We start from the raw sequence: 23,578 nt of genomic DNA on the forward strand, positions 1-23,578 counted from the left end.
CTTACGCTGTAATAAAAGCTGTTGCTATTTCTAATTGATCATTTACGGTTCTTGAAATTCCTAATGGGTTTTCATTTTTTAATTCTTCTGGTAATAATTCGTTAGGCCAATTTTGATAACTTATAGGTCTTACCCAACGTTTTACGGCATGAATCCCTACCGCTGTAAATCTTGAATCAGATGAGGCAGGATAAGGACCACCATGCAACATAGACGCACAAACCTCAACTCCAGTTGGCACACCGTTAAAGATTAAACGTCCAACTCTTCCTTTTAATGCTTCTACTACCTCTCTATATTGACTTAGTTCTTTTGATTCTGCGATAATTGTTCCTGTTAATTGTCCTTCTAGGTTGTTTATAACCGTAGTCATTTGTTCTTTCGTTTCACAAACCACTAATACTGAAAACGGTCCAAATACTTCATGGCTTAATGTTTTATTGTTTAAAAATTCTGTTGCACTAACTCGTAATACGGTTTGAGGGGCATAATTAGGTTTTGTTTTACCTTCATGAATAGCTAAAATTTCGACTCCTTTTTGTAAACTTAATTCTTGTTGTCCTTCGTCATAATTTTTTCTAATCGAGGAATGCAACATGCAAGAAGGTGCTATTTGTAAAATTTCAGATGCTAATTCGGATGCAAAAGAGTTTAATTCTGGGCTTTCTAATCCAATTATTAAACCCGGATTTGTACAGAACTGTCCTGTTCCTAAAGTGATGGAACTTGCATATTGTTTAGCCCAAAAAGAGGTGTTGTTTTTTAATTCGTTAGGTAATAATACAACGGGATTAATACTTCCCATTTCTGCAAATACCGGAATGGGTTCGGGACGTTGTGCTGCTAGATTAAAAAGTGTTCTACCTCCAATAATGCTCCCAGTGAACCCAACAGCTTTAATTAATGGATGCTTTACTAATGTAGTCCCTAGAGTTATACCGCTTCCTATTAGATTAGAAAAAACACCTTCGGGCATTCCTGTTTTTCGTGCCGCTTTTAATACAGCGGAAGCTACTAATTCCCCTGTTCCTATGTGTAGAGAATGGCTTTTTACAATGACAGGGCATCCTGCGGCTAATGCTGAGGCAGTATCTCCTCCTGCTGTAGAAAAAGCAAAAGGAAAATTACTTGATCCGAAAACAACTACTGGTCCTAAAGGATAAAGCATTTTTCTTAAATCTACTTTGGGTACGGGTTGTCTATCGGGAACTGCTGTATCAATAGTTGCTTCTACCCAACTTCCTTCTTCAAGCATTTGAGCAAAAGCGCGAAGTTGCCCTATTGTTCTTCCTCTTTCCCCCTCGGCTCTTCCTCTTGGCAAACCTGATTCTTGAACATACACTTCTAAAACAGCATCTCCTAAAGCTAGTATTTCATCTGCAATTGCATTTAAAAATAAGGCTTTTTTCTTACCTGAAAAATTTTTGTATTCTTGGTACGCTTTATGTGCTAGTTGAACAGCTTGTTCTATTTCGTCAGTTGTTGCTTCTATGAAATTCCAATCGTTTTCTTGGTTAAGTTCCGGATTAAACGTTTTTAAAATTTTAGAACCACTTGCTAGCAAATGGCTTCCTATATAATTTTTCCCAGTAATCATATTTTTTATTTATTTATTTAAGAAAGTAACCTACAAGGAAAATCTTGTAGGTTATAGGATAGGTTCTGAAAAAACATTATCAACCTTATGAAAAGAAGCCTATCAAATGAACTTTATTAAAAGATGATTTTTTTATTTTGTTTATCTATACTATTTCTGTTGCTACCGATACGTTTTTGTAATCTGGTAAAACAGGTCTTGTTTTTAATCCTTCTGCTATAATTGCTAAAACTTTTTCTTTTTCTGCTCCTGCTAAAGGCAAACGAGGTGCCCTAACGTATTCCGTTCCTATACCGGTTGCTACTTCGGCTAATTTTATATTTTGTACTAATTGAGGGCTAATATCTAACTCTAGCAATGGTAAAAACCACTTGTAAATTGCTATGGCTTCTTCTATTCTACCTGCTTTTGCTAATTTGTAAATAGCCACTGTTTCAGCGGGAAAAGCATCTACTAATCCTGCTACCCATCCGTCAGCTCCCATAAGTAAGCTTTCTAAAGCTAGCGTATCTACTCCTGATAATATTTTTAATCTATCTCCAAAACGATTTTTAATTCGGGTAACGTTAGAAATATCTCTTGTTGATTCTTTAACTGCTTGTATGTTATCAAATTTCAACAATTCTTCAAACATATCTAAGGTTACTTCAATTTTATAATCTACGGGGTTATTATATACCATAATGGGCAATGATGTGCTTTTAGCAACCTCAGAAAAAAACATTACGGTTTCATAATCGGTTGCTTTGTATCGCATAGGAGGCAACATCATTAATCCTCTAGCCCCATCTAATTCGGCTTTATTAGCGGCTTCTATAGCTCCTCTGGTTGTTTGTTCTGCTATATTCATTATAACAGGTACTTGACCTTTTACAACACGAACTGTTTCTCGAATAAGTTCTCTTTTTTCTTCTTCAAATAAAGTACTGGCTTCTCCTAGGGTTCCTCCTAAAATAATCCCTTCTGCTCCTGCATCAAGTTGTGCCTTGATGTTTATTTCAAACGTATTTAAGTCAAGCTTATCATCTGCTGTAAATTTTGTAGTAACTGCTGGCATTACGCCTTTCCATTGAAAACTCATAATTGCTGTTTTTTGACAAAATTATTTTGAATATCATCAAGGCAATAATCAGTTTTTAGCTTAAAATGATACTATATTATCCATTATTAAAAATAATACTCTAAAAAAATGATAATAATACATTGAAATTATAAATTTGAGTAAACCAAGTACCTACTTATGAAAGTATTTCCTTTTAAAATACCAAAGGCAAAAGAAGAAGCCATCATTTATCAGTTTGACAAAGAGTTGATCTTATATGATAAACTTCATCAACACGAAGAAATTCAAATTAGTTATATTGAAAAAGGGGAAGGAACGATAATAGTGGGCGATACAATATCTGAATATAACGCTGGAGATATTATTGTTTTTGGAAGTAACTTACCGCATGTATTTAAAAGTGAGATAAACAAGGAGGAGGAATTAAGTTTAGTACATTCTATCTTTTTTGACGCTACTGTAATCAAAGACAGCTTGCAAGTACTCCCTGAATCTACTCAAATACTTAATTTTTTTGAGGATACTCGTAATGGATATAAGGTATTGTCTAAAAAAGAAAAAATATATTCGATTATATTGGATTTATCTACTGCTAAAGACACAACCAAGTTTATTAAATTTTTACAATTATTAAATAAACTTACTGTTTCTAAAAAAAAATCACTTTCGTCTTTTAGGTATAATAAAGACATTACTGATTCCGAAGGCAAACGAATGCAAGTTGTATATGAATTTGTAATGAATAATTTTGATAAGAAAATATCGTTAGAAGAAATTGCGAATATAGCTAATATGACTAAAAATGCCTTTTGTAGGTATTTTAAAGTCAGAACAAATAAAACTTTTTTTCAGTTTTTAATTGAATTGCGTATAGAAAAAGCTTCTCGTATATTGACATCAAACCATGAAATAAGTATTGTAGAAATTGCGGAACTCACGGGATTTAATAATATTTCTAATTTCAATAGAAAGTTTAAAGAAATTAAAAAAATATCGCCCATGAATTATAGAAAACGGTTTAAAAACTAATTTTTTTGTAAATTCAGGTTTACAAGCTACATTTTTATTTCTGCCGTATCATACAAGTAGTTAATATTAAACCATAGTAGGCTAATATACTATTTTTTTTGATTTTCTATTTCTATGATTTTTGATTAAAATTTTTAAAATGAAATATTCTTGTTTTTTATCCATTGTCTTATTTTCTCTTTTTACTATTAATTGTACTGCTCAAGAAAAATCAATTTTATTTTTAAAACTTCAAGAAGTTTTTAATAAAGCGAGTATTGAAAAGATAAATAATCTTAAGGATTTTACGGAGTCTTATAAAATTATTTTAGACGAGCCTTTAGATCATAATGATTTGTCAAAAGGAACTTTTAAACATTGTATTTATCTTTCTCATAAAGATTATTCTAAGCCTATGGTAGTTGAAACAGAAGGCTATAATGCTCGTTATGAAAAAAATGAATTATCTTCATTATTAGACACTAATCAATTAATAATAGAATATCGTTTTTACGGTGATTCTAGACCCAATCCTATTCCTTGGAAGTTTTTAACGAATAATCAAGCAATAGAGGATTGCCATCAGATAGTTGAAAAATTAAAAAAAATATATACCAGCAAATGGATTTCTACAGGTATTAGTAAAGGAGGAGAAACCACACTTATCTATAAGTCTAAATATCCTAATGATATAGATGTGGCTATTCCTTACGTTGCTCCCATGATAAACGGTACGGAAGACGAACGAACTGTAAAACATTATAACACCACCGTTGGTACTCCTGAATGTAGAAACTCAATCGTGCAAATACAAAGACTCTTAATGCTTAACAGAACGGCTATTGAAGCAGAAGTTGCTTCCTATGCGAAGAAAAACAACCTAACTTTTAATGAAGTCCCTATTTCTGAAGCTTTTGAGTATGCTGTTTTAGAATTGCCTTTTTCTTTTTGGCAATGGAATGGAAGTTGTGATAAGATCCCTTCACTTAACTCCTCTTCAAAAGAATTATTTGATTATTTAAATAATATTGTAGGTTTTGAAGTATATTCAGATAAAGGGATTCATCGTCTTTTACCTTCTTTCTATCAACATTTTACAGAATTAGGATATTATGGTTTTGATCTAAATCCAGTAAAAGATTTACTACGTATTGTTAAATCGTCTAGTAACAATAGATTTACTCCTCGAAACATTGATTTAAAATACGATAAATTATATATTAAACAGGTACGCGATTATATAGAAAAGAAAGGTTCTAAAATAGTATATATTTATGGTGGATTAGATCCTTGGTATGCTTGCGCTCCCACTCCTATTGAAAAATTAGATGCTCTAAAAATGGTACTCCCTCAAGGAACACATGCTACGCGAATTAAACATTTTTCAAAAGAAGATCAGCAAAAAATCATGAATATATTAACGAAATGGTTAAAATAGTATTTTAAAAACAAGGCATTAGAAAGATTGAACTAACGCCTTGTTTTAAAGAGTTTTTAACTTACCAGTTGAGTAAAGAGATCATGCGTTTCGTTGAGAACAAAAAAACGAGTACCTTTTTAGATCTAAAGTCTTTTTTTCTTTGTAATAATCTTGAAATGCATAATCTGGGTTAAATCATGGTAGTGTATTAAAAAGTGTGTAAAATCATTTTGTAATGTTATAGTTTCAATAACGAAATTAGTGTTAGGCTTTTTTTTAATGATTCTAAAAATGTTTATTTACAACGTTTTAAAGAAGTGTCATACCACTTAAACCATTGCAAACAAAGGTTTTTAGCAATTCTTTTTTATGATGTCAAGCCTTTCATTTAAAAAAAAGGTTTTTTATTATTTTTTTGACAAATAAATACCTGTTCCAGTAGAAATTATTACTAGAAAAACAAATGTTCAATAAAAATTTGATTAACTACAGTAGTTAGCTAATAATATTAATGTAGAGTATTGAGAAAATAATAGAAGAAGTAAAGTTTGTTTTATGATTTAAAAACAAATCCCTTTGTCGCATTTTCTACTTAGTAAAATTTGCTTTCATTTTTCTCATTTTTAAAAAGTTTATAAATACAAAAAGCCTCCTTGAATAAGGAGGCTTTATTAATGTTTTTATTTTTATTATATAATACCTCCTGTCCTTATTGTATAAACAATAGCGATAATAATGGCAGTAATAATGTTATTAAATTTTTTCTTTGTTGTCACAAATAATAAAAAATAAACACTAGGTAATTTTTTAACTAAAATATTGTAAAATAGGATCACTAAAAGCTACCAATATTTTCATTTTATTTATCCTCTATTACACGATAGCAATTTATTCTTTAAACTACCAATCTCCTCCAGCACCACCGCCTGAGAAACCGCCACCGCCAAAACCACCGCCAAAGCCGCCATCATCTCCCCAACTACCACCAGAAGACCAACTGCTACCGCCACGTCCCATACGGCTTAAAATGATAATGTCTACTAAATCTAATCCGCCGCCGCCGCCGCGGTTATTGCCATTTCCTTTGTTTTTAAAAATGATAATTAGAATTATGATAATCAAGAATATAAAAAGGAGCACCCCTTCTATATCTGCTCCGTTGTCTTTCTTTTTTCGTTCTCCTTTAAACTTGCCTTTTAGAGCTTTAATAATGGCATCAACTCCTTGATCGAGACCTGCATAATAGTTTCCTTTTTTGAATTCAGGTACTATATAATCTCTAACAATTTCACCTGTTATTCCAGCTGTTAAACGATCCTCTACTCCATAACCTGGTGAAATCCAAATTTTTCGTTCTTTTTTTGCCAGAAGTAGAATTACTCCATTATCCTCTTGTGCTTGCCCTATACCCCATGTATGTGCCCATCTAGGTGCTAACAAACCTATATTTTCTCCTTTGAGTGTTTCAATAGAAATAAATACAATTTGGGTGGTTGTGGAATCTGAATATTTAATTAGTTTTTCTTCTAATAATTCCTTTTCGTTATCAGATAACACTTTAGCATAATCGTATACACTGGTTTGAAAAACAGGTCTTTTTGGGATATCAAATTGTGCCCAAGAATGACTTACAAAATAGAATATGATGAATAAGAAGAAGCCTAATTTGTTGTTTGATATATGTTGTTTGGTGTTTCTCATTTTAACCTTTTGATAGGGTGTCAGGCAGCTCATTTTTATCTGTTTCAGTCCAAGGAAAATATTTTTGCAACTGTATTCCTGCTTTTAGAATACCTTCTATCAATCCTTGCTTGAAGTTTCCTAACTTAAATTGCTCTAAGATAATATCTCGTGTACTTTCCCAAAAATCAACTGGTACAACTTCGTTTATACCTTTATCACCATAAATAGCAAATGTTTTGGTTTCTACTGCTACATATAATAAGACTCCATTTCGCAATTGAGTTTGATCCATTTTTAGAAAACAAAACACCTCTTTAGCGCGTTCTAGGGCTACTAAAGAAGTGTTTTTTTCTATATGTACACGGATTTCTCCAGAAGTTAATGATTCAGCTGATCGGATAGCTTCTACTACTGCTTCTTCATCTGTTTTTGACAAGAAATCTTCTACTGTTGACATTATTTTTTATCTGCTTTATCGCCAAAATTAAACTCTACTTTAGGAGCATTTTGTGCTTGTGGTTCTGCATCAAAATAAGGTTTTTCTTTAAAGCCAAACCAACCTGTAAAAATGTTATTTGGAAATATTCTTACGTGGTTATTATATGGTTTAATGGTTTCATTAAAACGTGTTCTTGCCGTTTGAATGGTGTTTTCTGTACTCGTTAACTCATCTTGTAATTTCAAAAAATTTTCATTTGCTTTGAGTTGTGGATATTGCTCTACTGTTACTAATAAACGAGATAATGCTGACGAAACACCACTTTGTGCTTGATTAAATTGAGTTAATTGTTCTGATGTTATATTGGTAGGATCGACTGTTACTTGTGTAGCCTTAGAGCGTGCTTCCATAACAGCTGTTAAGGTTTCTTTTTCAAAATCAGCTGCTCCTTTTACGGTATTGACTAAATTACCGATCAAATCATTACGACGTTGATACGAAGTTTGTACATTACCCCAAGCTTCTTTTACATTTTGATCCAACTCTACGGCTGTATTGTTAATCCCTTTAAAATAGAAGTATCCAGTTAAAATTAATACTCCAATAATAATCCAAGGCAAAAATTTTCTCATAATGGTTAAAATTTAATTTTTAGAATCTTGTTTTAATTTAGTATAAAAAAGAAAGAATAAGGATCCTGCTATAAATAATTTCCAAATCATATAAACATAGACATTTGTTTTAGCATTAAAAACTGTATATTCTGATGAGTTCATTATTATTTTGTTAATTGAACTAAATAAAACAATTACTCCCAATACTAGATAAATATAATACATTTTCTTCATAGCTACTTATAATTGAATAGTTAGTCGAAACAAAGAGCTACTTGTTACAAACTTTTTTTTGTTGTCCTTATAATCCATTTTTTATACTTAGTAACTGTTCTTTAATAGACTGTAACTTATTAATAATAGCTAATTTCTCTAAGGCTTTTTTTTGTCCTTCTTTCAAATGAATTTTAGCCCCTTCTAATGTAAAACCTCTTTCTTTTACTAAATGATAAATCAATTGTAAGTTCTTGATATCTTCTGAAGTAAACATTCGATTTCCTTTTGCATTTTTCCTAGGTCTTAAGATATCAAACTCCTTATCCCAAAAACGAATTAGCGATTGATTTACTCCAAAAGCTGTGGCTACTTCGCCCATCGTGTAATAACGCTTATTTTCTGGAAGGTTTATATTCATTTTTTTAATTACTAGGTTTTGGTGATTTTTTTTTTACATATTTTATAATTAATCTGGTTTCAATTACTAAATAGTATACTAAACGTTGGATATTAGTCAAAGGATTGGTTCTCTTGAGTTGCCATTTTAGCAATCGCTGTGTATTCCACTGCTGAAATATTTCCGTAATAAAAGTTAATAGGGTTTACTACACTTCCGTTTTTATGTACTTCATAATGCAAGTGGGGTGCTTGACTACGTCCTGTACTTCCAACAAATCCAATTATATCTCCTCGTTTTACTCTTCTGCCAGGTCTACAATTATAACGGCTCAAATGGGCATATAAGGTCTCGTATCCAAATCCGTGGTTGATGACAATATGGTTACCAAAACCAGAAGCTCCTGCATCAGCTCTACGCACTACCCCATCTCCAGTTGCAAATACAGGAGTTCCTGTTGGGGCGGTAAAATCCATTCCTTTGTGCATTTTTCTTGCTTTCGTAAAAGGATCACTTCTATAACCAAAACCCGATGCCATGCGTTTTAACTGTTCATTTTTTACAGGTTGTATAGCAGGAATAGAGCCTAAAAAACGGTCTTTTGATTTCGCTAAAGATAAAATTTTATCTAATGACTTTGATTGATTTACCAAATTTTTCGACAGTCCTGAAAGCCTTGTTTCGGTACTTATTATTAGTTGCTCATTATTCATGGCAAGTAAATTTTTGAAACGTGCTTTAGAAATAATTTTCTTATCATCATTGGTTTCTCCTGGACTTGCCATATTAAAATAGACTTTATATATATTATTGTCTCGTTCTTCAATGCTGGCTAGTACTTCATTGAGTTGGTCAATTTTTTTATTCAGGATAACGTAATTTAATTTTAAATTTTCTAACTCTCTTGCCTGCATCTTATCTTTAGGGGTACTAAAATAACCCAAATCAGATATTAGAAAGAAAAACAAAAATCCAAAAAGAACAGAAGCTAATAAAAACAATATTCCAACTCCTACTTTACGTCCTTTTTTGGGTTTTATTTTTCTGTAAGCCAGACTCTCTGTGTCGTAGTAATACTTAACTTTTTTCGACATAATTTTAATTAAAAATCCTATTTTTGCACTCGTTATGACAAAGTAACAATTATTATACGAATAATCTGAAAAAAAAGTTTCAAAAATTAACGTATTTATAACCTTTTTTTGAAGCAGAATTATTTAGCTGTTTTATACCATTTGTTACGTTGTCGTTAATCATTTCCTTTGAAGTGCTCAAACAATAATTCATTGGAACTATAACATAAAATTACAATTTTTAAAGATATTTTTTAGTTTACCTGATTAAGAATTACCTTAATCTTTGTAAGCTTTAAACTTTTAAACAAAAGATTAATGAAATCACAAGACATTCGCAAAGCGTATTTAGATTTTTTTGAAAGCAAAAATCACTTAATTGTGCCTTCTGCACCCATCGTATTAAAAGATGACCCTACCTTGATGTTCAATAATTCTGGTATGGCACAGTTTAAAGAATTTTTCTTAGGCAATGGAACCCCCAAAAATCCTCGTATAGCTGATACTCAAAAATGTCTTCGTGTTTCAGGAAAACATAACGATTTAGAAGATGTAGGTTTTGATACATATCATCACACAATGTTTGAAATGTTAGGAAACTGGTCTTTTGGTGATTATTTTAAGAAAGAAGCTTTAGCTTGGGCTTGGGAATTTTTGACTGAGGTTCTAAAATTAGACAAAGACCGTTTATATGTTTCTGTTTTTGAAGGAAATCCTTCTGAAAATGTCCCTTTTGACCAAGAAGCTTTTGACATTTGGAAACAATATGTCCCAGAAGATCGAATTATTTTAGGAAATAAAAAAGATAACTTTTGGGAAATGGGCGATCAAGGTCCTTGTGGTCCGTGTTCTGAAATTCATATAGATCTACGATCTGACGAAGAAAGGGCTAAAGTTTCAGGTAGAAGCTTAGTAAATGACGACCATCCACAAGTAGTCGAGATTTGGAATAATGTATTTATGGAGTTTAACCGTAAAGCGGATGGCTCTTTAGAAAAACTACCCGCACAACATGTGGATACAGGTATGGGATTTGAGCGTTTGTGCATGGCTATGCAAGGAGTTACTTCTAATTATGACACGGATGTCTTTACTCCATTGATTGAAAAAGTAACACAAATCACTCATTTAAAATACACTAATAACGAGGTAAAAGATATTACAGAAGAGCAAAACAAGATTAATATTGCTATCCGCGTAATTGTGGATCATGTACGTGCCGTTGCTTTTGCTATTGCAGATGGCCAATTACCTTCTAATACAGGGGCTGGTTATGTTATCCGTCGTATATTGCGTCGTGCTATTCGTTATGGCTTTACGTTTTTAAACAAAAAAGAACCTTTTATTAACGAACTGGTAGCGGTTTTAGCAAACCAAATGGGGGCATTTTTCCCTGAAATAAAAGCACAACAAAATTTAGTAACTCAAGTAATCCGTGAAGAAGAAGCCTCTTTCTTACGCACATTAGAACAAGGGTTGCAATTATTAGAAAAAGTAGTAGCCGAAACTGCTGAAAATGAAGTAAAAGGAGAAAAGGTATTTGAATTATACGACACCTTTGGCTTCCCTAAAGACTTAACGGCTTTGATTTTAAAGGAAAAAGGATATTCTTATAATGAAGCAGAGTTTGATACTGAATTAGAAAAACAAAAGGCTCGCTCACGTGCTGCTTCAGAAGTAACTACTGAAGATTGGAAAGTGTTGATTGATGGCAATGTAGAAACTTTTGTAGGGTATGATCAAACCAAAAATGAAGTAAAAATCACACGTATTCGTAAAGTGGATTCTAAAAAAGATGGTATTTTATATCAAATTGTTTTAGATAATACTCCTTTTTATCCTGAAGGAGGAGGTCAAGTGGGCGATAAAGGGACTTTAGTTTCTGCTAATGAAACAATTGAGATTATCGACACGAAGAAAGAAAACAACTTAATCTTGCATTTTGCTAAGCATTTGCCTGAAAACATCAGTGCTACATTTCAAGCAAAAGTAAATACAGAATTACGTAGTTTATGCGCAAGTAACCACTCGGCTACACACTTATTGCATCAAGCTTTACGTAGTATTTTAGGAACACATGTAGAACAAAAAGGGTCGTTAGTAGCGCCTAAGTATTTGCGTTTTGACTTCTCTCATTTTTCTAAAGTAACGGAAGAAGAATTACGTCAAGTAGAAGATTTTGTGAATGCACGTATCCAAGAACAATTACCGTTAATAGAAAGAAGAAGCATACCGTTTGCGCAAGCCATTGAAGAAGGAGCTATGGCATTATTTGGTGAAAAATATGGTGATCATGTTCGTGCAATTAAATTCGGTGAGAGTATGGAATTATGTGGAGGAATTCACGTAGGGAACACGGCTGATATTTGGCATTTCAAAATTGTTTCTGAAGGTGCTGTTGCCGCAGGTATCCGTCGTATAGAAGCAATTACGAATAACGCTGTAAAAGATTTTTTCGCAAAACAAGAAAACTTAATTACAGAGGTTAAAGAAGTTCTTAAAAATCCTCAAGATATTATAAAATCAGTAGTTTCTTTACAAGATGAAAACATTAAATTAAAGAAACAAATTGAACAATTACTGAAAGAGAAAGCAAAAAATCTAAAAGGTGAGCTGGTTTCTCAATTACAACCTATTAATGGGGTAGACTTTTTAGCCGTGCAAGTGGATTTAGATGCTAATGGTGCTAAAGATTTGGCGTATGAATTAGGTCAAAATAAAGATAATCTGTTTGTGGTTTTAGCTACTATAAATGAGGAAAAACCAATGTTAACTTGCTATATTTCTAAGGAATTAGCAGAAACTAAAGGATTAAATGCAGGCTCCGTTGTTCGCGAATTAGGCAAATACATCCAAGGTGGTGGTGGTGGACAAGCTTTCTTTGCAACTGCCGGAGGTAAGAATCCAGCAGGGGTACAAGAGGCATTAGAAAAGGCTACTGATTTTTTAAAATAATTAGCATACGAAAACCAATGTAAATGTTTCAACCCAAATTACGTGTTAGAAATTTATTACAGATAAAAACAACTTTGAAAATCTAAAAAGTATTTATTTTTTGCCCAAAATGTAGTAAAACTACATCTGACAGAAAAAATCTCTTTGCCTTTTTATCTGCATCATAAAAACTAATATGTAATTTGGATTTAACGTTTAATTTATGATAGAGTAAATCCCTTTATTAAAACATGATGCGATTTACTCTATCTCATTTTAAAAGTTTTTGTATCTATTGCAAATTCAATAAGATTTCTTCAAGACCTTGAACAACACTTTCTTTGTTATATTGAGTTACTTTTTTTTCTAATTCATGGTACGCTAAATACAACTTCTCTACTGTTAGATTTTGCAATAATTCTAATAATTCCTCTTCGTTTTTGTAAAGTAAATTTTCCCAATCCATCTTTGGGTAATTTTCAGGAAACAATGCTATTTTTCCGTTATAAATACAATCTGCTTCTGCCCCGCTTACTTTAGTTTCTCCATATATTTCATCAACCCAATAAAAGGAGGTAGCTTGTTTGATAGGACAAAGTAAAAGATGTGCTTTTGAAATAACTTGACTGTATTCTTCCCAAGGAATAAATTGATGATAGTGTGTTATTGAAATATTAGAATGAGAACTCTTTTTTAAAATTTCTAATTGTTTTAAAATGATTTTATTTTCAGGTTTTCCTAAAAAAGTAAAATGTAGTTTGGTTTGCGGTTTGAGTTTTTGAATTACTCTAAAAACCATATCTATATCTTTACGTTTATTAGATACATTGCCAGGCATCACGATTTGAATGATCTCTCCTTCTGGAAATTCAAATTGCTTGCAATAATTCATCTGAATGAACTCTATTTTATCTAAAAAGACTCCTTGTTTTTTTACCGTTTCTAAAGCTGAACTAGAAATTACGCCTAGCTTTTTGGCTTTGGTAATTACTTTTCTTTTAGATGCTACTTTTTCTTTCCAATACAATTTTAAAAAGTAGGCTAATTTTTCTTTTTCTTTAAAAATATTTTTCCAAGAAATAGTCTTAAAAAAGAGACTGAAATTAATATTATGAACCAAACATAAAACGGCTTTTTCCTCAAAAAGTGTTTTGTAATCATCATAATTTCTATGTATTGTATTCACTACCACAGCATCATATATAGAAAAATCTGTTTTAAGTATAGAATGAATGATGGTTAGATGTTGTTCAGGAATAGCCGTTAATTTATCATATACTTTTTGACTGACATAAAAATGAAAATCTATGCGAGGCATTTCTGCTACTAACAAATACCACTGTTCTAGCAAAGCTGAGTGGGTTTCCATTTCGATAAAAGCAATATTTTTTTTCATTTATTATCACACGAAGTTTTTGGTGTTTTTTATACCTTATGCTTAGATTTAGTTATTAAATAGTAATGCAAAGTTGCTTATATTTCCCATAAAAATAAAGATATTTGCATACTATTTATAAAAAATGAAATATTATATTGTCATACCTGCACATAACGAGGAACAGTTCATCGGTTTAACCTTGGAATCGCTCGTTAATCAAACAGTACTTCCTAAAAAAGTGGTAGTCGTTAACGATAACTCTACTGACAAAACAAGCGAAATTGTCATTTCTTATATTGAAAAACATCCTTGGATTTCTTTAGTTGAAAAAAAATCAGATGCTATTCATTTACCAGGAAGTAAAGTAATTCAAGCGTTTCAAGAAGGTTTAAAAACACTTGACGAGGAATATGATATCTTAGTAAAAGGCGATTCTGATTTAATCTTTCCTCCTCACTATTTTGAAACGATTATCAAGCATTTTAAAGAAGATCCTAAAATAGGTATGGCTGGAGGTTTTGCCTATATTGAAAAAAAAGGGGATTGGGTTTTAGAAAACTTAACAGATAGAGATCATATCCGTGGGGCTTTTAAAGCTTATAGAAAAGAAACCTTCAAACAAATAGGCGGTCTACAGCCCGCTATGGGATGGGATACTGTAGATGAATTGTTATGCAAATTTTATAATTGGAAAATAGTAACAGACTTTTCTCTTCATGTTAAACATTTAAAGCCTACAGGTGCTAATTATAATCAAGCATCACGATACAAACAAGGTGAAGCGTTTTACACGTTGGGTTATGGTTTTTTTATAACGGCTATTGCTTCTTTAAAACTAGCTATGCGCAAAGGTAAACTCCTATTATTTGTTGATTATATCAAAGGATTTTGGAAAGCTAAAGCGGAAAAAAAACCAATGCTAGTAAATCCCGAACAAGCTCGATTTGTTAGAGCTTATAGATGGAAAAAGATAAAAGAAAAACTTTTTTAACGACTCTTATATAGTAATTCATGATCGTTCTTTAAAAGAATGATTAAAAAATAGTATTTTTACCGCTTCGTTTCCTTAACTAAATACTAAAAACTGTAAACTGAACACCGCTTTATGATGTTAGTAAGATACTTATCTCAAATAGGAAAATACTTCTTGATGCTACGAGAAATATTTAAAAAACCTACCAAATGGTCGGTTATGGAAAATTTAATTTTTAAAGAAATAGATGATTTAATATTTGATTCTTTAGGCATTGTATCTTTCATTTCATTCTTCGTAGGAGGAGTAGTTTCAATTCAAACGGCTTTAAATCTTACCAATCCTTTAATTCCTAAATATTTAATAGGTTTTGCTACTAGACAATCGGTAATTCTTGAATTTGCTCCTACTTTTATTTCCATTATTATGGCTGGTAAAATGGGTTCTTTCATTACCTCTAGCATTGGTACTATGCGTGTTACAGAACAAATTGATGCGTTAGAAGTAATGGGGGTTAACTCTTTGAACTACTTAGTTTTTCCAAAATTAATAGCCTTATTATTATATCCTTTTGTTATTGGCTTAAGTATGTTTTTAGGAATATTTGGCGGATGGCTTGCTGCCGTGTATGGAGGATTTGCTACAGCAGATGAATTTATGTCAGGATTACAGGCAGAATTCATATCGTTTCATGTAATATACGCCTTTATTAAGACCTTTGTTTTTGCATTTTTACTTGCTACCATTCCTTCGTTTCATGGTTATTATATGAAAGGTGGAGCTCTTGAAGTAGGTAAGGCTAGTACCGTTTCGTTTGTTTGGACTTCTGTAGTCATTATCCTATGTAACTATATTTTAACTCAACTTCTTTTAACGAACTAATCATGATAGAAGTAAACAATATTAAAAAATCATTTGGTGATCAAATGGTATTGAAAGGAATTAGTACCACTCTAGAAGCAGGGAAAACCAACTTAATCATTGGTCAATCTGGATCAGGAAAAACTGTTTTTCTAAAATCACTTTTAGGAATCCATAAAGTAGATAGTGGAACTATTTCTTTTGATGGTCGTATTTATGAAGAAATGAGTGGTAATGATCGACGCGATTTACGAACTGAAATAGGCATGGTTTTTCAAGGAAGTGCTTTATTTGACTCGATGACTGTAGAAGAAAACATAGGTTTTCCTCTTAGAATGTTTTCTAATAAAACAAAAAAAGAGATCAAAGAGCGTGTAGATTTTGTAATAGATCGCGTAAAACTCATTAATGCCCATCACAAAAAGCCGAGTGAAATATCAGGAGGTATGCAAAAACGTGTGGCTATTGCTCGTGCTATTGTAAATAATCCTAAATATCTTTTTTGTGACGAACCTAACTCAGGTCTTGATCCTAAAACGGCCATTGTTATAGACAATCTTATTCAGGAAATAACAAAAGAGTATAATATTACAACGGTTATCAACACTCATGACATGAACTCTGTAATGGAAATAGGCGACAAAATTGTTTTCCTTAAAAACGGATTAAAAGCATGGGAAGGAGATAAAACTCAAATTTTTAAAACCGATAATGAAGCTGTTACAGATTTTGTATATTCTTCGGAGTTATTTAAAAAAGTTAGAGAAGCTGTATTAAAGGAAGAATTTAAAAAAATATAAAAAAGGTGTCCTAAAAGGTCGCAATCTTATCATTCCGAGACTCGTTTAAATCGCATAACTCGGATAATAAGATTTTTCCTAACGCTAAAGTGATAAACTCAACCGCTAAGTTGTTCCTTTTGGACAGCCTTTTCTCTAAACACACAATATACGGCATCTAATAAGTAAATACAAATTTTGCATATACAGGATCATGATCTGAAATATCCCCTCCAAAATACTGAGCTGTAAACCGATGCGTTGGTGTTATATATTCTGGTAATTTATGATCTTTATCCAAAAATATATAGTCCAACGTGTTATTATAATTATTATATCCTTGGTACCTTACTACGGTATTTTGATTAGAATAAGTCCCTCTATCGGTGAGTGGATTAAAAAAGTAGTTATGCGTACCATTTAAAAGCATTTTCATCTTTTGAAATTCATCGGTCAAAGTATACTCTACATTCATATCTCCTGCATAAATAACCGGTTCTGAATTAGGTATCTTAAAGGATTCTTTGAAGGCTTTCAGTTCTACAAATTGTTTTTCTCGCGTTAATCTTCCTGGAAAATTAGGTTGTTCAGAAGCAGTATGGGTTCCCATTACATGATATTTTTTTCCATTCTTTTGAACGATAACATAAGCTACTCCTCTATTTGTTAACCCTTCTGGCGAATTAATCTTATTTTTGAATATCATTTGATACTTTTTTAAAATGGGGTATTTACTTAAAATAATAATTCCTCCATTAATATGAAAAAGAGTATCTCCACAATCTCCATAATAACCGTCCCAATCATTAGGATACAAGAGTGTTCCTTTTCCGCTTGTACAATAAAGACCTAACAAAGAACTCATATAAGGATAAATCGATTTTATCTTTGCTATAAATTCATCACTAAAACGCGCATTAAATCCTTCTTGAATTACTAAAACATCAGGTGTTTCTGTTCCTAGGTTTGAAATATATTTTTGTAATTCAACAGCTCGTTCTTTGCTCTTGTATTGAGTTAGTATACTGGGTAATTGGTAGACATTATAACTCATTACTGAAAATGTTTCAGCAGACTCAACAAGTCTGTTTGCAGAAAATTTGGTGTTTTCAAGTAAAAATGCGCTTTCATCTGAACAAGATACAATACTAAACCAACCTAATAAGAATAATAGTTTTTTCATCTTTTATTTTTTTGACAAAACTATACGGCTCAGATTAGGAAATTCTTAATTTAAAATTATCTATTATTATATAAAAGTTTAAATAATTCATACTCATATTAATTCATTGATAACATTTTAAGAAAGCGTAAAGCATTTTAATGTTTTAAGTATAATACCATTTAAAGACACTATCCCCTTTTTATCTAGTGGTTTTGATTATATGACTCCTCCTTACCGGAGTGACAAACAAGAGACTAAAAATAGAACCAAAAAGAGTATTCATTGAATCTAAAAGAGTATTATTTGAACCTAATACCATTTAAACTTTGAAATTTCCTCATAATACTATTTTTTTAATCTTGAAACTGTCCAAAAAGTTCGCAATCTTTTCGATCAAAGGGAGAAATCACATACTATTGATTATGAGACTCCTCCTTATGTTAGGATGACAAACTGTATATTGATTTAGACACTATCTTAGAAAAGCAATAAAAATTAGTGTTGGTTCTCGATACGCTTCGCGCTCGAACTAACGATTATTTCATATATACCATTATATACAAACCAGATAAAGAGCAATTCATAATACCAGACTGAACACAGTGATTATCTTATTGAAAATAAAGAACACTGAACGATTGAAAGGAAAAAATCATATAAAATGAATAATGAGGTATTTTAAGAGTTCTTTATCTATTTTTTTAAACAAAAAAGGGCTCAGATTAATTTTTTGGGGATTAAGCAAAAAGTTTCTCCATTCTAAAGAGGAAGAATTTAGTATCCACCACACCTCTTTGATTAGCTCTAAAGAGTTTTATTTTTGAGTTAAAGGATTCAGCATTTGCGTTTGTATGTCTTTTTACGAAGAAGTTTGCAATTGTTTCCAAATGATAATTTAAACTATTGGCAACGGTATTAAAGACAGTCATTTTTAATTCTTTGGTTTTGGATATCCAATTCAATATTTTTTGTTTAGCCTCTTCTTTTGAGGTGTATTCATAAATATTTCTAAACTCTTGGGTGTGTTTATATGCCTGATGTATTAGAGGATAATGTTGGAACAATATTTGGGCTCGCACTTTTTGGGTTTCTGTCCATTGGTTGGGTTTCTTGGCAATGATATAACGACATCGAGCCAATAGTTGTTTGGGTGTGTCTTGGTTTTCAAAAGTTATTGGAATGTATTTTATTGCTTGCTCCTTTGCTTTTTTGATAGCTTGATTCTCTTTTTCAATCTCCTCCCAGCGATATTTTATCCTTAAATGCTGGAGAGCTTCCATTACCAACTTTACCACATGGAAACGGTCTGTGACAAGGTAACTTTCAGGAAAACACATTCTTGATGCTGATTGCATATTGTTTGCCATATCAAGTGTTATCGATTTTACTTGTTTTCTATGCGAAAGTGGAATTTTAGTAACCACATCAATAATGTCCTGACTTTTGGTGCCTTTTATAACCGCCACTAAGGATTTCTTTTTGCCTCTTCCTTGTTTATTGGTTACAAAAGTATAAAGTTCACCTTTTGACAAACTTACTTCATCAATACTTAAATTCTCCCCAATATTTTCGGGGTAAATCAGATAATTTTCGGCATGTTCTAACTGTTTCCAACTTGTAAAACCACTGATTCTTTTTTTGTAATGTCTTCGCAGTAAATCAGCTTTAATGCCATAATAACTGGCAATGTTACTTATCGTATCTTCTCGGGTCTCTACCTGTACCTTTTAAAAAATCCGAAAGTTCAACAGTTAATTTGGAACCTTCTGCAATAAAAGAATAATCGCTTTTAATTTCTGACTTATCTACTGTATTTCGCCACCTACGTCTTCTGATACCTAAATAAACAGCCTTTCCTCGTATTGGAAAATCTTGTATCAAAGTACGCTCACAAAAGCCTTTTGACTCATATTCCTCTGAAATGAAACCTTCGGGAATAATGTTCTTTTCATCAAGATAGATATAAAAGCAATCCTTTTTTGTTTGAATATCTCCTAATTCTATAAAATCAACAATATCAAAATGACATAATAATTCTTCGGGTAGAAAAGCAGAAAGTATCGAAAAATCCATTTACTTTTTTTGTCGCAATTTACAATTACTCCCCATATTTTTTATGTGAGCCCAAAAAAGTCAGATACGAAAAAAGAGGACGAAATAAATGACACTCATCCTCTTATCAGAATAAAACTATATGTTCCTACTTTATTTTTTGAATTCCTTAAGAAAGTATTCCTTTTTGTACGGCTTATTTTATCATTAAAAAATAAGATTATCCCTTACAAGGGTAAATTAGCTACTACTGTTTTTATATCTTGTTCTTTATTTTTAGGATATATTAATAGCACATCTTCTTTATCTACTACAATGTAATCTTTTAATCCGTCTATTACTACTAGTTTTTTTCCTTCTGTACGTATAATATTATTATTTGCATTTTCTAGATATACGGTAGCGTTTACCACCGCATTATCTTGTTCATCTTTGGGCAGTTTATCATATAACGACCCCCAAGTTCCTAAATCATTCCAATCGAAGGTAGCTGGTAAGACAAATACGTTTTGTGCTTTTTCTAAAATGGCATAATCTACAGAAATGTTTTGAGCTAACGGATAATTATCTAATATAAAAGCAGCTTCTTTTTCAGTATTATAGGTTTCATATCCATTCATAAAATGCTTGTACATTGCAGGTTGAAACTCTTCAAAAGCTTTTAAAACACTTTTTACACTCCATACGAAGATCCCAGCATTCCATAAGAAATTTCTGCTTTGTATAAATTTACGAGCTGTTGCATAATCTGGTTTCTCACGGAATTGTTTTACTTTTTTTATAGGTCTTGAATCTAATTTATCGTATTCAATATACCCATAACCTGTATTTGGAAATGTAGGCAAAATACCTAAAGTCATTAAATTTTCGTCTTGTTCGCAAAAATCAAACGCCTGTTGTAGGTTTGCACAAAACTGAACCTCATCTTCAATCCAATGATCAGATGGAGCAACTACGACCAATGCGTCAGGGTTTATTTTTTTTATCTTAAGAGTAGCGTACAGAATACAAGGTGCTGTATTACGCATAGCTGGTTCTAAAACCACCTGTTCTTGCTTAACTCCTGGCAATTGTTCTAAAACTATATCATTATAGTTTTCGTTTGTTAGTATTAAAATATTTTCTTTTGGTATAATTTCCGAAAGTCTTGAAAACGTCTTTTGAATCAGCGTTTCTCCAGTTCCTAACATATCATGAAATTGTTTCGGAAATTGTACGGTAGACACGGGCCAAAAACGTGAACCTACTCCGCCAGCCATTATAATTGCGTAATAATTTTTGTTCATAAGTTTTAAAAGTAACAAGATGCGAAGTTACAAAGATTAAAATTAATTTGGTAATAACTCTACTTCTGCATTAGGATTAAACAAATAGGTTTTTCCTGTATTCAATTCTAAACATTCAAAACGTTTGGTACGAAGAGCTATCTTCTTAAAAATTTTTCCGTTATGGATTCTAAAAACACTTCCAAATGGGATCTCAAAAACATAATGTTTATTATTCTCTGGATCAAATTGTTTTAATGCTAAAGCTAGGGTTGCATCTGTATCACTACTTGCTTTTGGATTACGAAAATGTCTTGCTATCAAGGATAATAATGAAGGTGGAAATATTTCAGGTCGAATAAAAGGGATCATCAATCTTTGAAAAGTATGTTTCCATTCTTCTCCATGAGGTTTTATATTTCGTCCATATTTTTCAAATGCAACTAAGTGTGCTATTTCATGAATGAGCGTAATTAAAAAACGGTATTCATTTTGCGAATAATTAACGGTTATAACGTGCCTTCCGTTTCCTTCTCTTCTATAATCCCCATGACGGGTTAAACGCTCATTTACAATTTTTAAATGTACATGATTTGTTTTAATTAATTCAAAACACATTGGAACCGCTTGTTCTGGAAGGTATTTAAAGAGAGTATCTTGCATTATATCAGTCTCCTTTTTCTAAAATTTAAAACTGTTTTGTATTAGAATATGAAACAACTTTTTGTTTACTTGGATTTCTAATTCTTTTACCCGATTGATTACATTGATGTTTTCTGTAAAAGTTTAGAAGGTTATAAATCTAAATATATCTTTAATATCTACCTTATAAATTTTACCATCGGAATATTGTTTTTTTAATTCATTAGAGTTTTAAAGAACTCTTTTATTTCTTTTTAAAATTTCGTTTCAGAATACTCCAATTCTTTTTTTGGATTCAACTTTCTCTTTTACAAATAATAAAACGCCTCTTTTTATTTGAATAAAAAGAGGGTCGTATTGACTATAATAATAGAATTAAATTTTGCATACAATTTAAGTTTTATCAAGGAGTTGTTGAGGAAACTTGTAGCACTTTTCCGTTATAATATTTATTTCCTGTCAGTGCGAAATCAAAAATATAATTTGCCATTTCAGGTGCCGTTATAGGTGCCTGATAATCTGGAAAAGCTTCTTGTAACATTTCTGTTTGCACAGCTCCTAGGGCAAGGACATTAAAGGCAATTCCTTTTTCTTTATATTCTTCTGCCAGTAATTCAGATAACGTTATAACAGCTCCTTTACTAGAACTATAAGCAGAAAGCCCTGCAAATTTCATGCTTCCTTGTATGCCTCCCATAGAACTAATAGTTACCACGTGGCTTCCTTTTTGAAGATACGGAATACAGATGCGGGTTAATGCTGCTACGCCAAAAACGTTTACTTTATAAACATTTTCAAATTCAACAGATGTAATTTCTTCAAAAGGTTTATGCAATAAACTTCCTGCATTATGGATTACTACATCTATTTGTTTCCAGGATTGCTTTAAAAAATTTTCTATTGAAGATAAATCTTCTTCAACAGCCAAATCAACGGCAAGACAGATTATGTTTTTATGTTCTATTAGAGGCTGTGGCATTTTACGTGAAATAGCCAATACTTGATGTCCTGCATTAGCAAATTGCAAGGCCAATTCGTATCCTATTCCTCTGGAGGTTCCTGTAATGACAATATTTTTATTTTTCATTTAACTTAATTTCTTTTGTAGCTGCGTTAATCATTTTTTCAAGTACAATCTTACTTTTTTCTGTTACTTTTTGAATATGTTGGATATCCATTTTATCAAATTCATCTTTTACGTGATGATAAAATTTATAATTTTCAAAATCAAAACTAGAGATTGTATGTGCTGGGATGTGATACTCTTCATAAAAGGGATAATTATCTGATGCTTTAAAGAGTTGGTATCTACTTTCTACAGGAAGGTAACCTACCCATTTTTCACTGGCATATTCATTCATTTTTTTAGCCATATTCGATTTGGTAATACCTGTCATATAAACCAACATTTCTTTTCTATTCATTGGGATGCCTATCATTTCATAGTTGAACATAAAATAAATGTCAATTGCTGCATTTTTCATCTTTTGGGCTAAATGACGTGACCCTAACAATCCTTTTTCTTCGGCTGTAAACAAAGCAAAAACAATGGAACGTTTATTATTTTTTTTCTCTGAAAAATAGCGCATTACTTCTAATACGGCTGTGGTTCCCACTGCATTGTCATTAGCTCCATTAGCTATCCTATCGCCTTCTACCTCTGTGGCACTACCTATGTGGTCGTAATGCCCCCCAATAACTACATATTCATTTTTTAAAACAGGATCGTTTCCCTCTATAACCCCAACAATATTATAGGCTGGTTTATGATAATCTGACAATTTATCTCGATAGGTTTTATAAAAAGGTTTTACTTGATTTTCTTTGAATTGATTTTCTAAAAACACCATTACGTTTTCCATTTCAGGTGTTCCTGGTTCACGTCCTTTATTCTCATCTGAGGTTAAAAATTGTAACGTTTTTTCAATTCTTTTTATCTTTTGTTCTTCTGCTTCTTGAGCATTTAGATTTATAAAAGAACTAACTAATAATATACCTACTAGCTTATATATATTCATG

The 23,578-nt window shown here is 31.7% G+C and carries 22 protein-coding genes; 6 read left to right on the forward strand and 16 right to left on the reverse strand.

Annotation, left to right across the window (positions count from 1 at the left end):
• Position 1: 1 nt before the first annotated feature.
• Positions 2-1,597 (reverse strand): aldehyde dehydrogenase (NADP(+)), encoded by a 1,596-nt coding sequence (locus tag HUE53_RS02780; RefSeq protein WP_014166225.1) that lies wholly within the window; start codon positions 1,595-1,597, stop codon positions 2-4.
• Between the two features lie 145 nt (positions 1,598-1,742).
• Complete coding sequence (locus HUE53_RS02785) at positions 1,743-2,678, reverse strand: dihydrodipicolinate synthase family protein (protein WP_014166226.1); 936 nt, start codon at positions 2,676-2,678, stop codon at positions 1,743-1,745.
• Between the two features lie 159 nt (positions 2,679-2,837).
• Here HUE53_RS02785 and HUE53_RS02790 point away from each other — a divergent pair, with 159 nt between their 5' ends.
• On the forward strand, positions 2,838-3,689 hold the full coding sequence (locus HUE53_RS02790) for an AraC family transcriptional regulator (RefSeq protein WP_014166227.1): 852 nt from the start codon (positions 2,838-2,840) through the stop codon (positions 3,687-3,689).
• A 139-nt stretch (positions 3,690-3,828) separates the two neighbouring features.
• Complete coding sequence (locus HUE53_RS02795; protein ID WP_014166228.1) at positions 3,829-5,106, forward strand: S28 family serine protease; 1,278 nt, start codon at positions 3,829-3,831, stop codon at positions 5,104-5,106.
• Between the two features lie 882 nt (positions 5,107-5,988).
• Here HUE53_RS02795 and HUE53_RS02800 read toward each other — a convergent pair.
• From HUE53_RS02800 to HUE53_RS02820, 6 genes are all read right to left on the reverse strand, one after another.
• On the reverse strand, positions 5,989-6,789 hold the full coding sequence (locus tag HUE53_RS02800) for a TPM domain-containing protein (RefSeq protein WP_014166229.1): 801 nt from the start codon (positions 6,787-6,789) through the stop codon (positions 5,989-5,991).
• Between the two features lies 1 nt (position 6,790).
• Complete coding sequence (locus HUE53_RS02805; protein WP_014166230.1) at positions 6,791-7,228, reverse strand: TPM domain-containing protein; 438 nt, start codon at positions 7,226-7,228, stop codon at positions 6,791-6,793.
• Entirely contained in the window at positions 7,228-7,842 is a 615-nt protein-coding gene (locus HUE53_RS02810) for a LemA family protein (RefSeq protein WP_014166231.1), read from the reverse strand. The genes HUE53_RS02805 and HUE53_RS02810 overlap by 1 nt, the downstream gene beginning before the upstream one ends.
• Positions 7,843-7,854: 12 nt before the next feature.
• Positions 7,855-7,986, reverse strand: coding sequence for a hypothetical protein (locus tag HUE53_RS14400; protein ID WP_256366388.1), 132 nt, complete (start codon positions 7,984-7,986; stop codon positions 7,855-7,857).
• A 139-nt stretch (positions 7,987-8,125) separates the two neighbouring features.
• Positions 8,126-8,458, reverse strand: a complete 333-nt coding sequence (locus HUE53_RS02815; RefSeq protein WP_014166233.1) for a MerR family transcriptional regulator — start codon at positions 8,456-8,458, stop codon at positions 8,126-8,128.
• Positions 8,459-8,550: 92 nt separating this feature from the next.
• Positions 8,551-9,531: a M23 family metallopeptidase gene (locus HUE53_RS02820; RefSeq protein WP_014166234.1), complete on the reverse strand. Its 981-nt coding sequence runs from the start codon at positions 9,529-9,531 to the stop codon at positions 8,551-8,553.
• Positions 9,532-9,828: 297 nt separating this feature from the next.
• Here HUE53_RS02820 and alaS point away from each other — a divergent pair, with 297 nt between their 5' ends.
• Positions 9,829-12,465: an alanine--tRNA ligase gene (gene alaS, locus HUE53_RS02825; protein ID WP_014166235.1), complete on the forward strand. Its 2,637-nt coding sequence runs from the start codon at positions 9,829-9,831 to the stop codon at positions 12,463-12,465.
• 271 nt (positions 12,466-12,736) lie between these two features.
• Here alaS and HUE53_RS02830 read toward each other — a convergent pair whose 3' ends face one another.
• Positions 12,737-13,840, reverse strand: a complete 1,104-nt coding sequence (locus HUE53_RS02830; protein WP_014166236.1) for a glycosyltransferase family protein — start codon at positions 13,838-13,840, stop codon at positions 12,737-12,739.
• A gap of 124 nt (positions 13,841-13,964) precedes the next feature.
• Here HUE53_RS02830 and HUE53_RS02835 point away from each other — a divergent pair, with 124 nt between their 5' ends.
• The 3 genes from HUE53_RS02835 to HUE53_RS02845 all read left to right on the forward strand — a co-directional run bounded on the left by HUE53_RS02835 (position 13,965) and on the right by HUE53_RS02845 (position 16,456).
• Positions 13,965-14,813 carry a glycosyltransferase gene (locus HUE53_RS02835; RefSeq protein WP_014166237.1) on the forward strand — a complete coding sequence of 283 codons (849 nt, stop codon included), beginning with the start codon at positions 13,965-13,967 and terminating at the stop codon, positions 14,811-14,813.
• Positions 14,814-14,927: 114 nt separating this feature from the next.
• Complete coding sequence (locus HUE53_RS02840) at positions 14,928-15,677, forward strand: MlaE family ABC transporter permease (RefSeq protein ID WP_041253267.1); 750 nt, start codon at positions 14,928-14,930, stop codon at positions 15,675-15,677.
• Between the two features lie 2 nt (positions 15,678-15,679).
• Entirely contained in the window at positions 15,680-16,456 is a 777-nt protein-coding gene (locus HUE53_RS02845; RefSeq protein ID WP_014166239.1) for an ABC transporter ATP-binding protein, read from the forward strand.
• A 157-nt stretch (positions 16,457-16,613) separates the two neighbouring features.
• On the opposite strand, the gene HUE53_RS02850 is transcribed toward HUE53_RS02845, so the two are convergent.
• The 7 genes from HUE53_RS02850 to HUE53_RS02880 all read right to left on the reverse strand — a co-directional run bounded on the left by HUE53_RS02850 (position 16,614) and on the right by HUE53_RS02880 (position 23,577).
• Complete coding sequence (locus HUE53_RS02850; protein ID WP_192188688.1) at positions 16,614-17,618, reverse strand: sphingomyelin phosphodiesterase; 1,005 nt, start codon at positions 17,616-17,618, stop codon at positions 16,614-16,616.
• Positions 17,619-18,337: 719 nt separating this feature from the next.
• A complete protein-coding gene (locus HUE53_RS02855) occupies positions 18,338-19,297 on the reverse strand; it encodes an ISAon1 family transposase (protein ID WP_454951481.1) in 960 nt (319 codons plus the stop codon).
• Positions 19,290-19,673: an ISAon1 family transposase N-terminal region protein gene (locus HUE53_RS02860; RefSeq protein ID WP_014165862.1), complete on the reverse strand. Its 384-nt coding sequence runs from the start codon at positions 19,671-19,673 to the stop codon at positions 19,290-19,292. Before HUE53_RS02860 ends, HUE53_RS02855 begins: the two co-directional genes overlap by 8 nt.
• 206 nt (positions 19,674-19,879) lie before the next feature.
• On the reverse strand, positions 19,880-20,938 hold the full coding sequence (locus HUE53_RS02865) for a mannose-1-phosphate guanylyltransferase (RefSeq protein WP_065213091.1): 1,059 nt from the start codon (positions 20,936-20,938) through the stop codon (positions 19,880-19,882).
• Between the two features lie 42 nt (positions 20,939-20,980).
• The gene (locus tag HUE53_RS02870) at positions 20,981-21,580 is read right to left on the reverse strand and encodes a SprT-like domain-containing protein (RefSeq protein ID WP_014166242.1); all 600 of its coding nucleotides are present in this window, start codon (positions 21,578-21,580) and stop codon (positions 20,981-20,983) included.
• 382 nt (positions 21,581-21,962) lie between these two features.
• The gene (locus HUE53_RS02875; RefSeq protein WP_077225878.1) at positions 21,963-22,646 is read right to left on the reverse strand and encodes an SDR family NAD(P)-dependent oxidoreductase; all 684 of its coding nucleotides are present in this window, start codon (positions 22,644-22,646) and stop codon (positions 21,963-21,965) included.
• On the reverse strand, positions 22,636-23,577 hold the full coding sequence (locus tag HUE53_RS02880) for a M20/M25/M40 family metallo-hydrolase (RefSeq protein WP_041253518.1): 942 nt from the start codon (positions 23,575-23,577) through the stop codon (positions 22,636-22,638). The genes HUE53_RS02875 and HUE53_RS02880 overlap by 11 nt, the downstream gene beginning before the upstream one ends.
• Position 23,578 lies beyond the last annotated feature (1 nt).

It is taken from the genome of Flavobacterium columnare, assembly GCF_014844295.1.
In the GTDB taxonomy this organism is placed as follows: domain Bacteria; phylum Bacteroidota; class Bacteroidia; order Flavobacteriales; family Flavobacteriaceae; genus Flavobacterium; species Flavobacterium columnare.

Coding starts and splice junctions, on each gene's coding strand:
- HUE53_RS02880 (WP_041253518.1), bottom strand. CDS start 23,577: ATGAATATATATAAGCTAGTAGGTATATTATTAGTTAGTTCTTTTATA.
- HUE53_RS02860 (WP_014165862.1), bottom strand. CDS start 19,673: ATGGATTTTTCGATACTTTCTGCTTTTCTACCCGAAGAATTATTATGT.
- HUE53_RS14400 (WP_256366388.1), bottom strand. CDS start 7,986: ATGAACTCATCAGAATATACAGTTTTTAATGCTAAAACAAATGTCTAT.
- HUE53_RS02805 (WP_014166230.1), bottom strand. CDS start 7,228: ATGTCAACAGTAGAAGATTTCTTGTCAAAAACAGATGAAGAAGCAGTA.
- HUE53_RS02820 (WP_014166234.1), bottom strand. CDS start 9,531: ATGTCGAAAAAAGTTAAGTATTACTACGACACAGAGAGTCTGGCTTAC.
- HUE53_RS02795 (WP_014166228.1), top strand. CDS start 3,829: ATGAAATATTCTTGTTTTTTATCCATTGTCTTATTTTCTCTTTTTACT.
- HUE53_RS02850 (WP_192188688.1), bottom strand. CDS start 17,618: ATGAAAAAACTATTATTCTTATTAGGTTGGTTTAGTATTGTATCTTGT.
- HUE53_RS02790 (WP_014166227.1), top strand. CDS start 2,838: ATGAAAGTATTTCCTTTTAAAATACCAAAGGCAAAAGAAGAAGCCATC.
- alaS (WP_014166235.1), top strand. CDS start 9,829: ATGAAATCACAAGACATTCGCAAAGCGTATTTAGATTTTTTTGAAAGC.
- HUE53_RS02785 (WP_014166226.1), bottom strand. CDS start 2,678: ATGAGTTTTCAATGGAAAGGCGTAATGCCAGCAGTTACTACAAAATTT.
- HUE53_RS02845 (WP_014166239.1), top strand. CDS start 15,680: ATGATAGAAGTAAACAATATTAAAAAATCATTTGGTGATCAAATGGTA.
- HUE53_RS02870 (WP_014166242.1), bottom strand. CDS start 21,580: ATGCAAGATACTCTCTTTAAATACCTTCCAGAACAAGCGGTTCCAATG.
- HUE53_RS02840 (WP_041253267.1), top strand. CDS start 14,928: ATGATGTTAGTAAGATACTTATCTCAAATAGGAAAATACTTCTTGATG.
- HUE53_RS02780 (WP_014166225.1), bottom strand. CDS start 1,597: ATGATTACTGGGAAAAATTATATAGGAAGCCATTTGCTAGCAAGTGGT.
- HUE53_RS02810 (WP_014166231.1), bottom strand. CDS start 7,842: ATGAGAAAATTTTTGCCTTGGATTATTATTGGAGTATTAATTTTAACT.
- HUE53_RS02815 (WP_014166233.1), bottom strand. CDS start 8,458: ATGAATATAAACCTTCCAGAAAATAAGCGTTATTACACGATGGGCGAA.
- HUE53_RS02875 (WP_077225878.1), bottom strand. CDS start 22,646: ATGAAAAATAAAAATATTGTCATTACAGGAACCTCCAGAGGAATAGGA.
- HUE53_RS02800 (WP_014166229.1), bottom strand. CDS start 6,789: ATGAGAAACACCAAACAACATATATCAAACAACAAATTAGGCTTCTTC.
- HUE53_RS02865 (WP_065213091.1), bottom strand. CDS start 20,938: ATGAACAAAAATTATTACGCAATTATAATGGCTGGCGGAGTAGGTTCA.
- HUE53_RS02830 (WP_014166236.1), bottom strand. CDS start 13,840: ATGAAAAAAAATATTGCTTTTATCGAAATGGAAACCCACTCAGCTTTG.
- HUE53_RS02835 (WP_014166237.1), top strand. CDS start 13,965: ATGAAATATTATATTGTCATACCTGCACATAACGAGGAACAGTTCATC.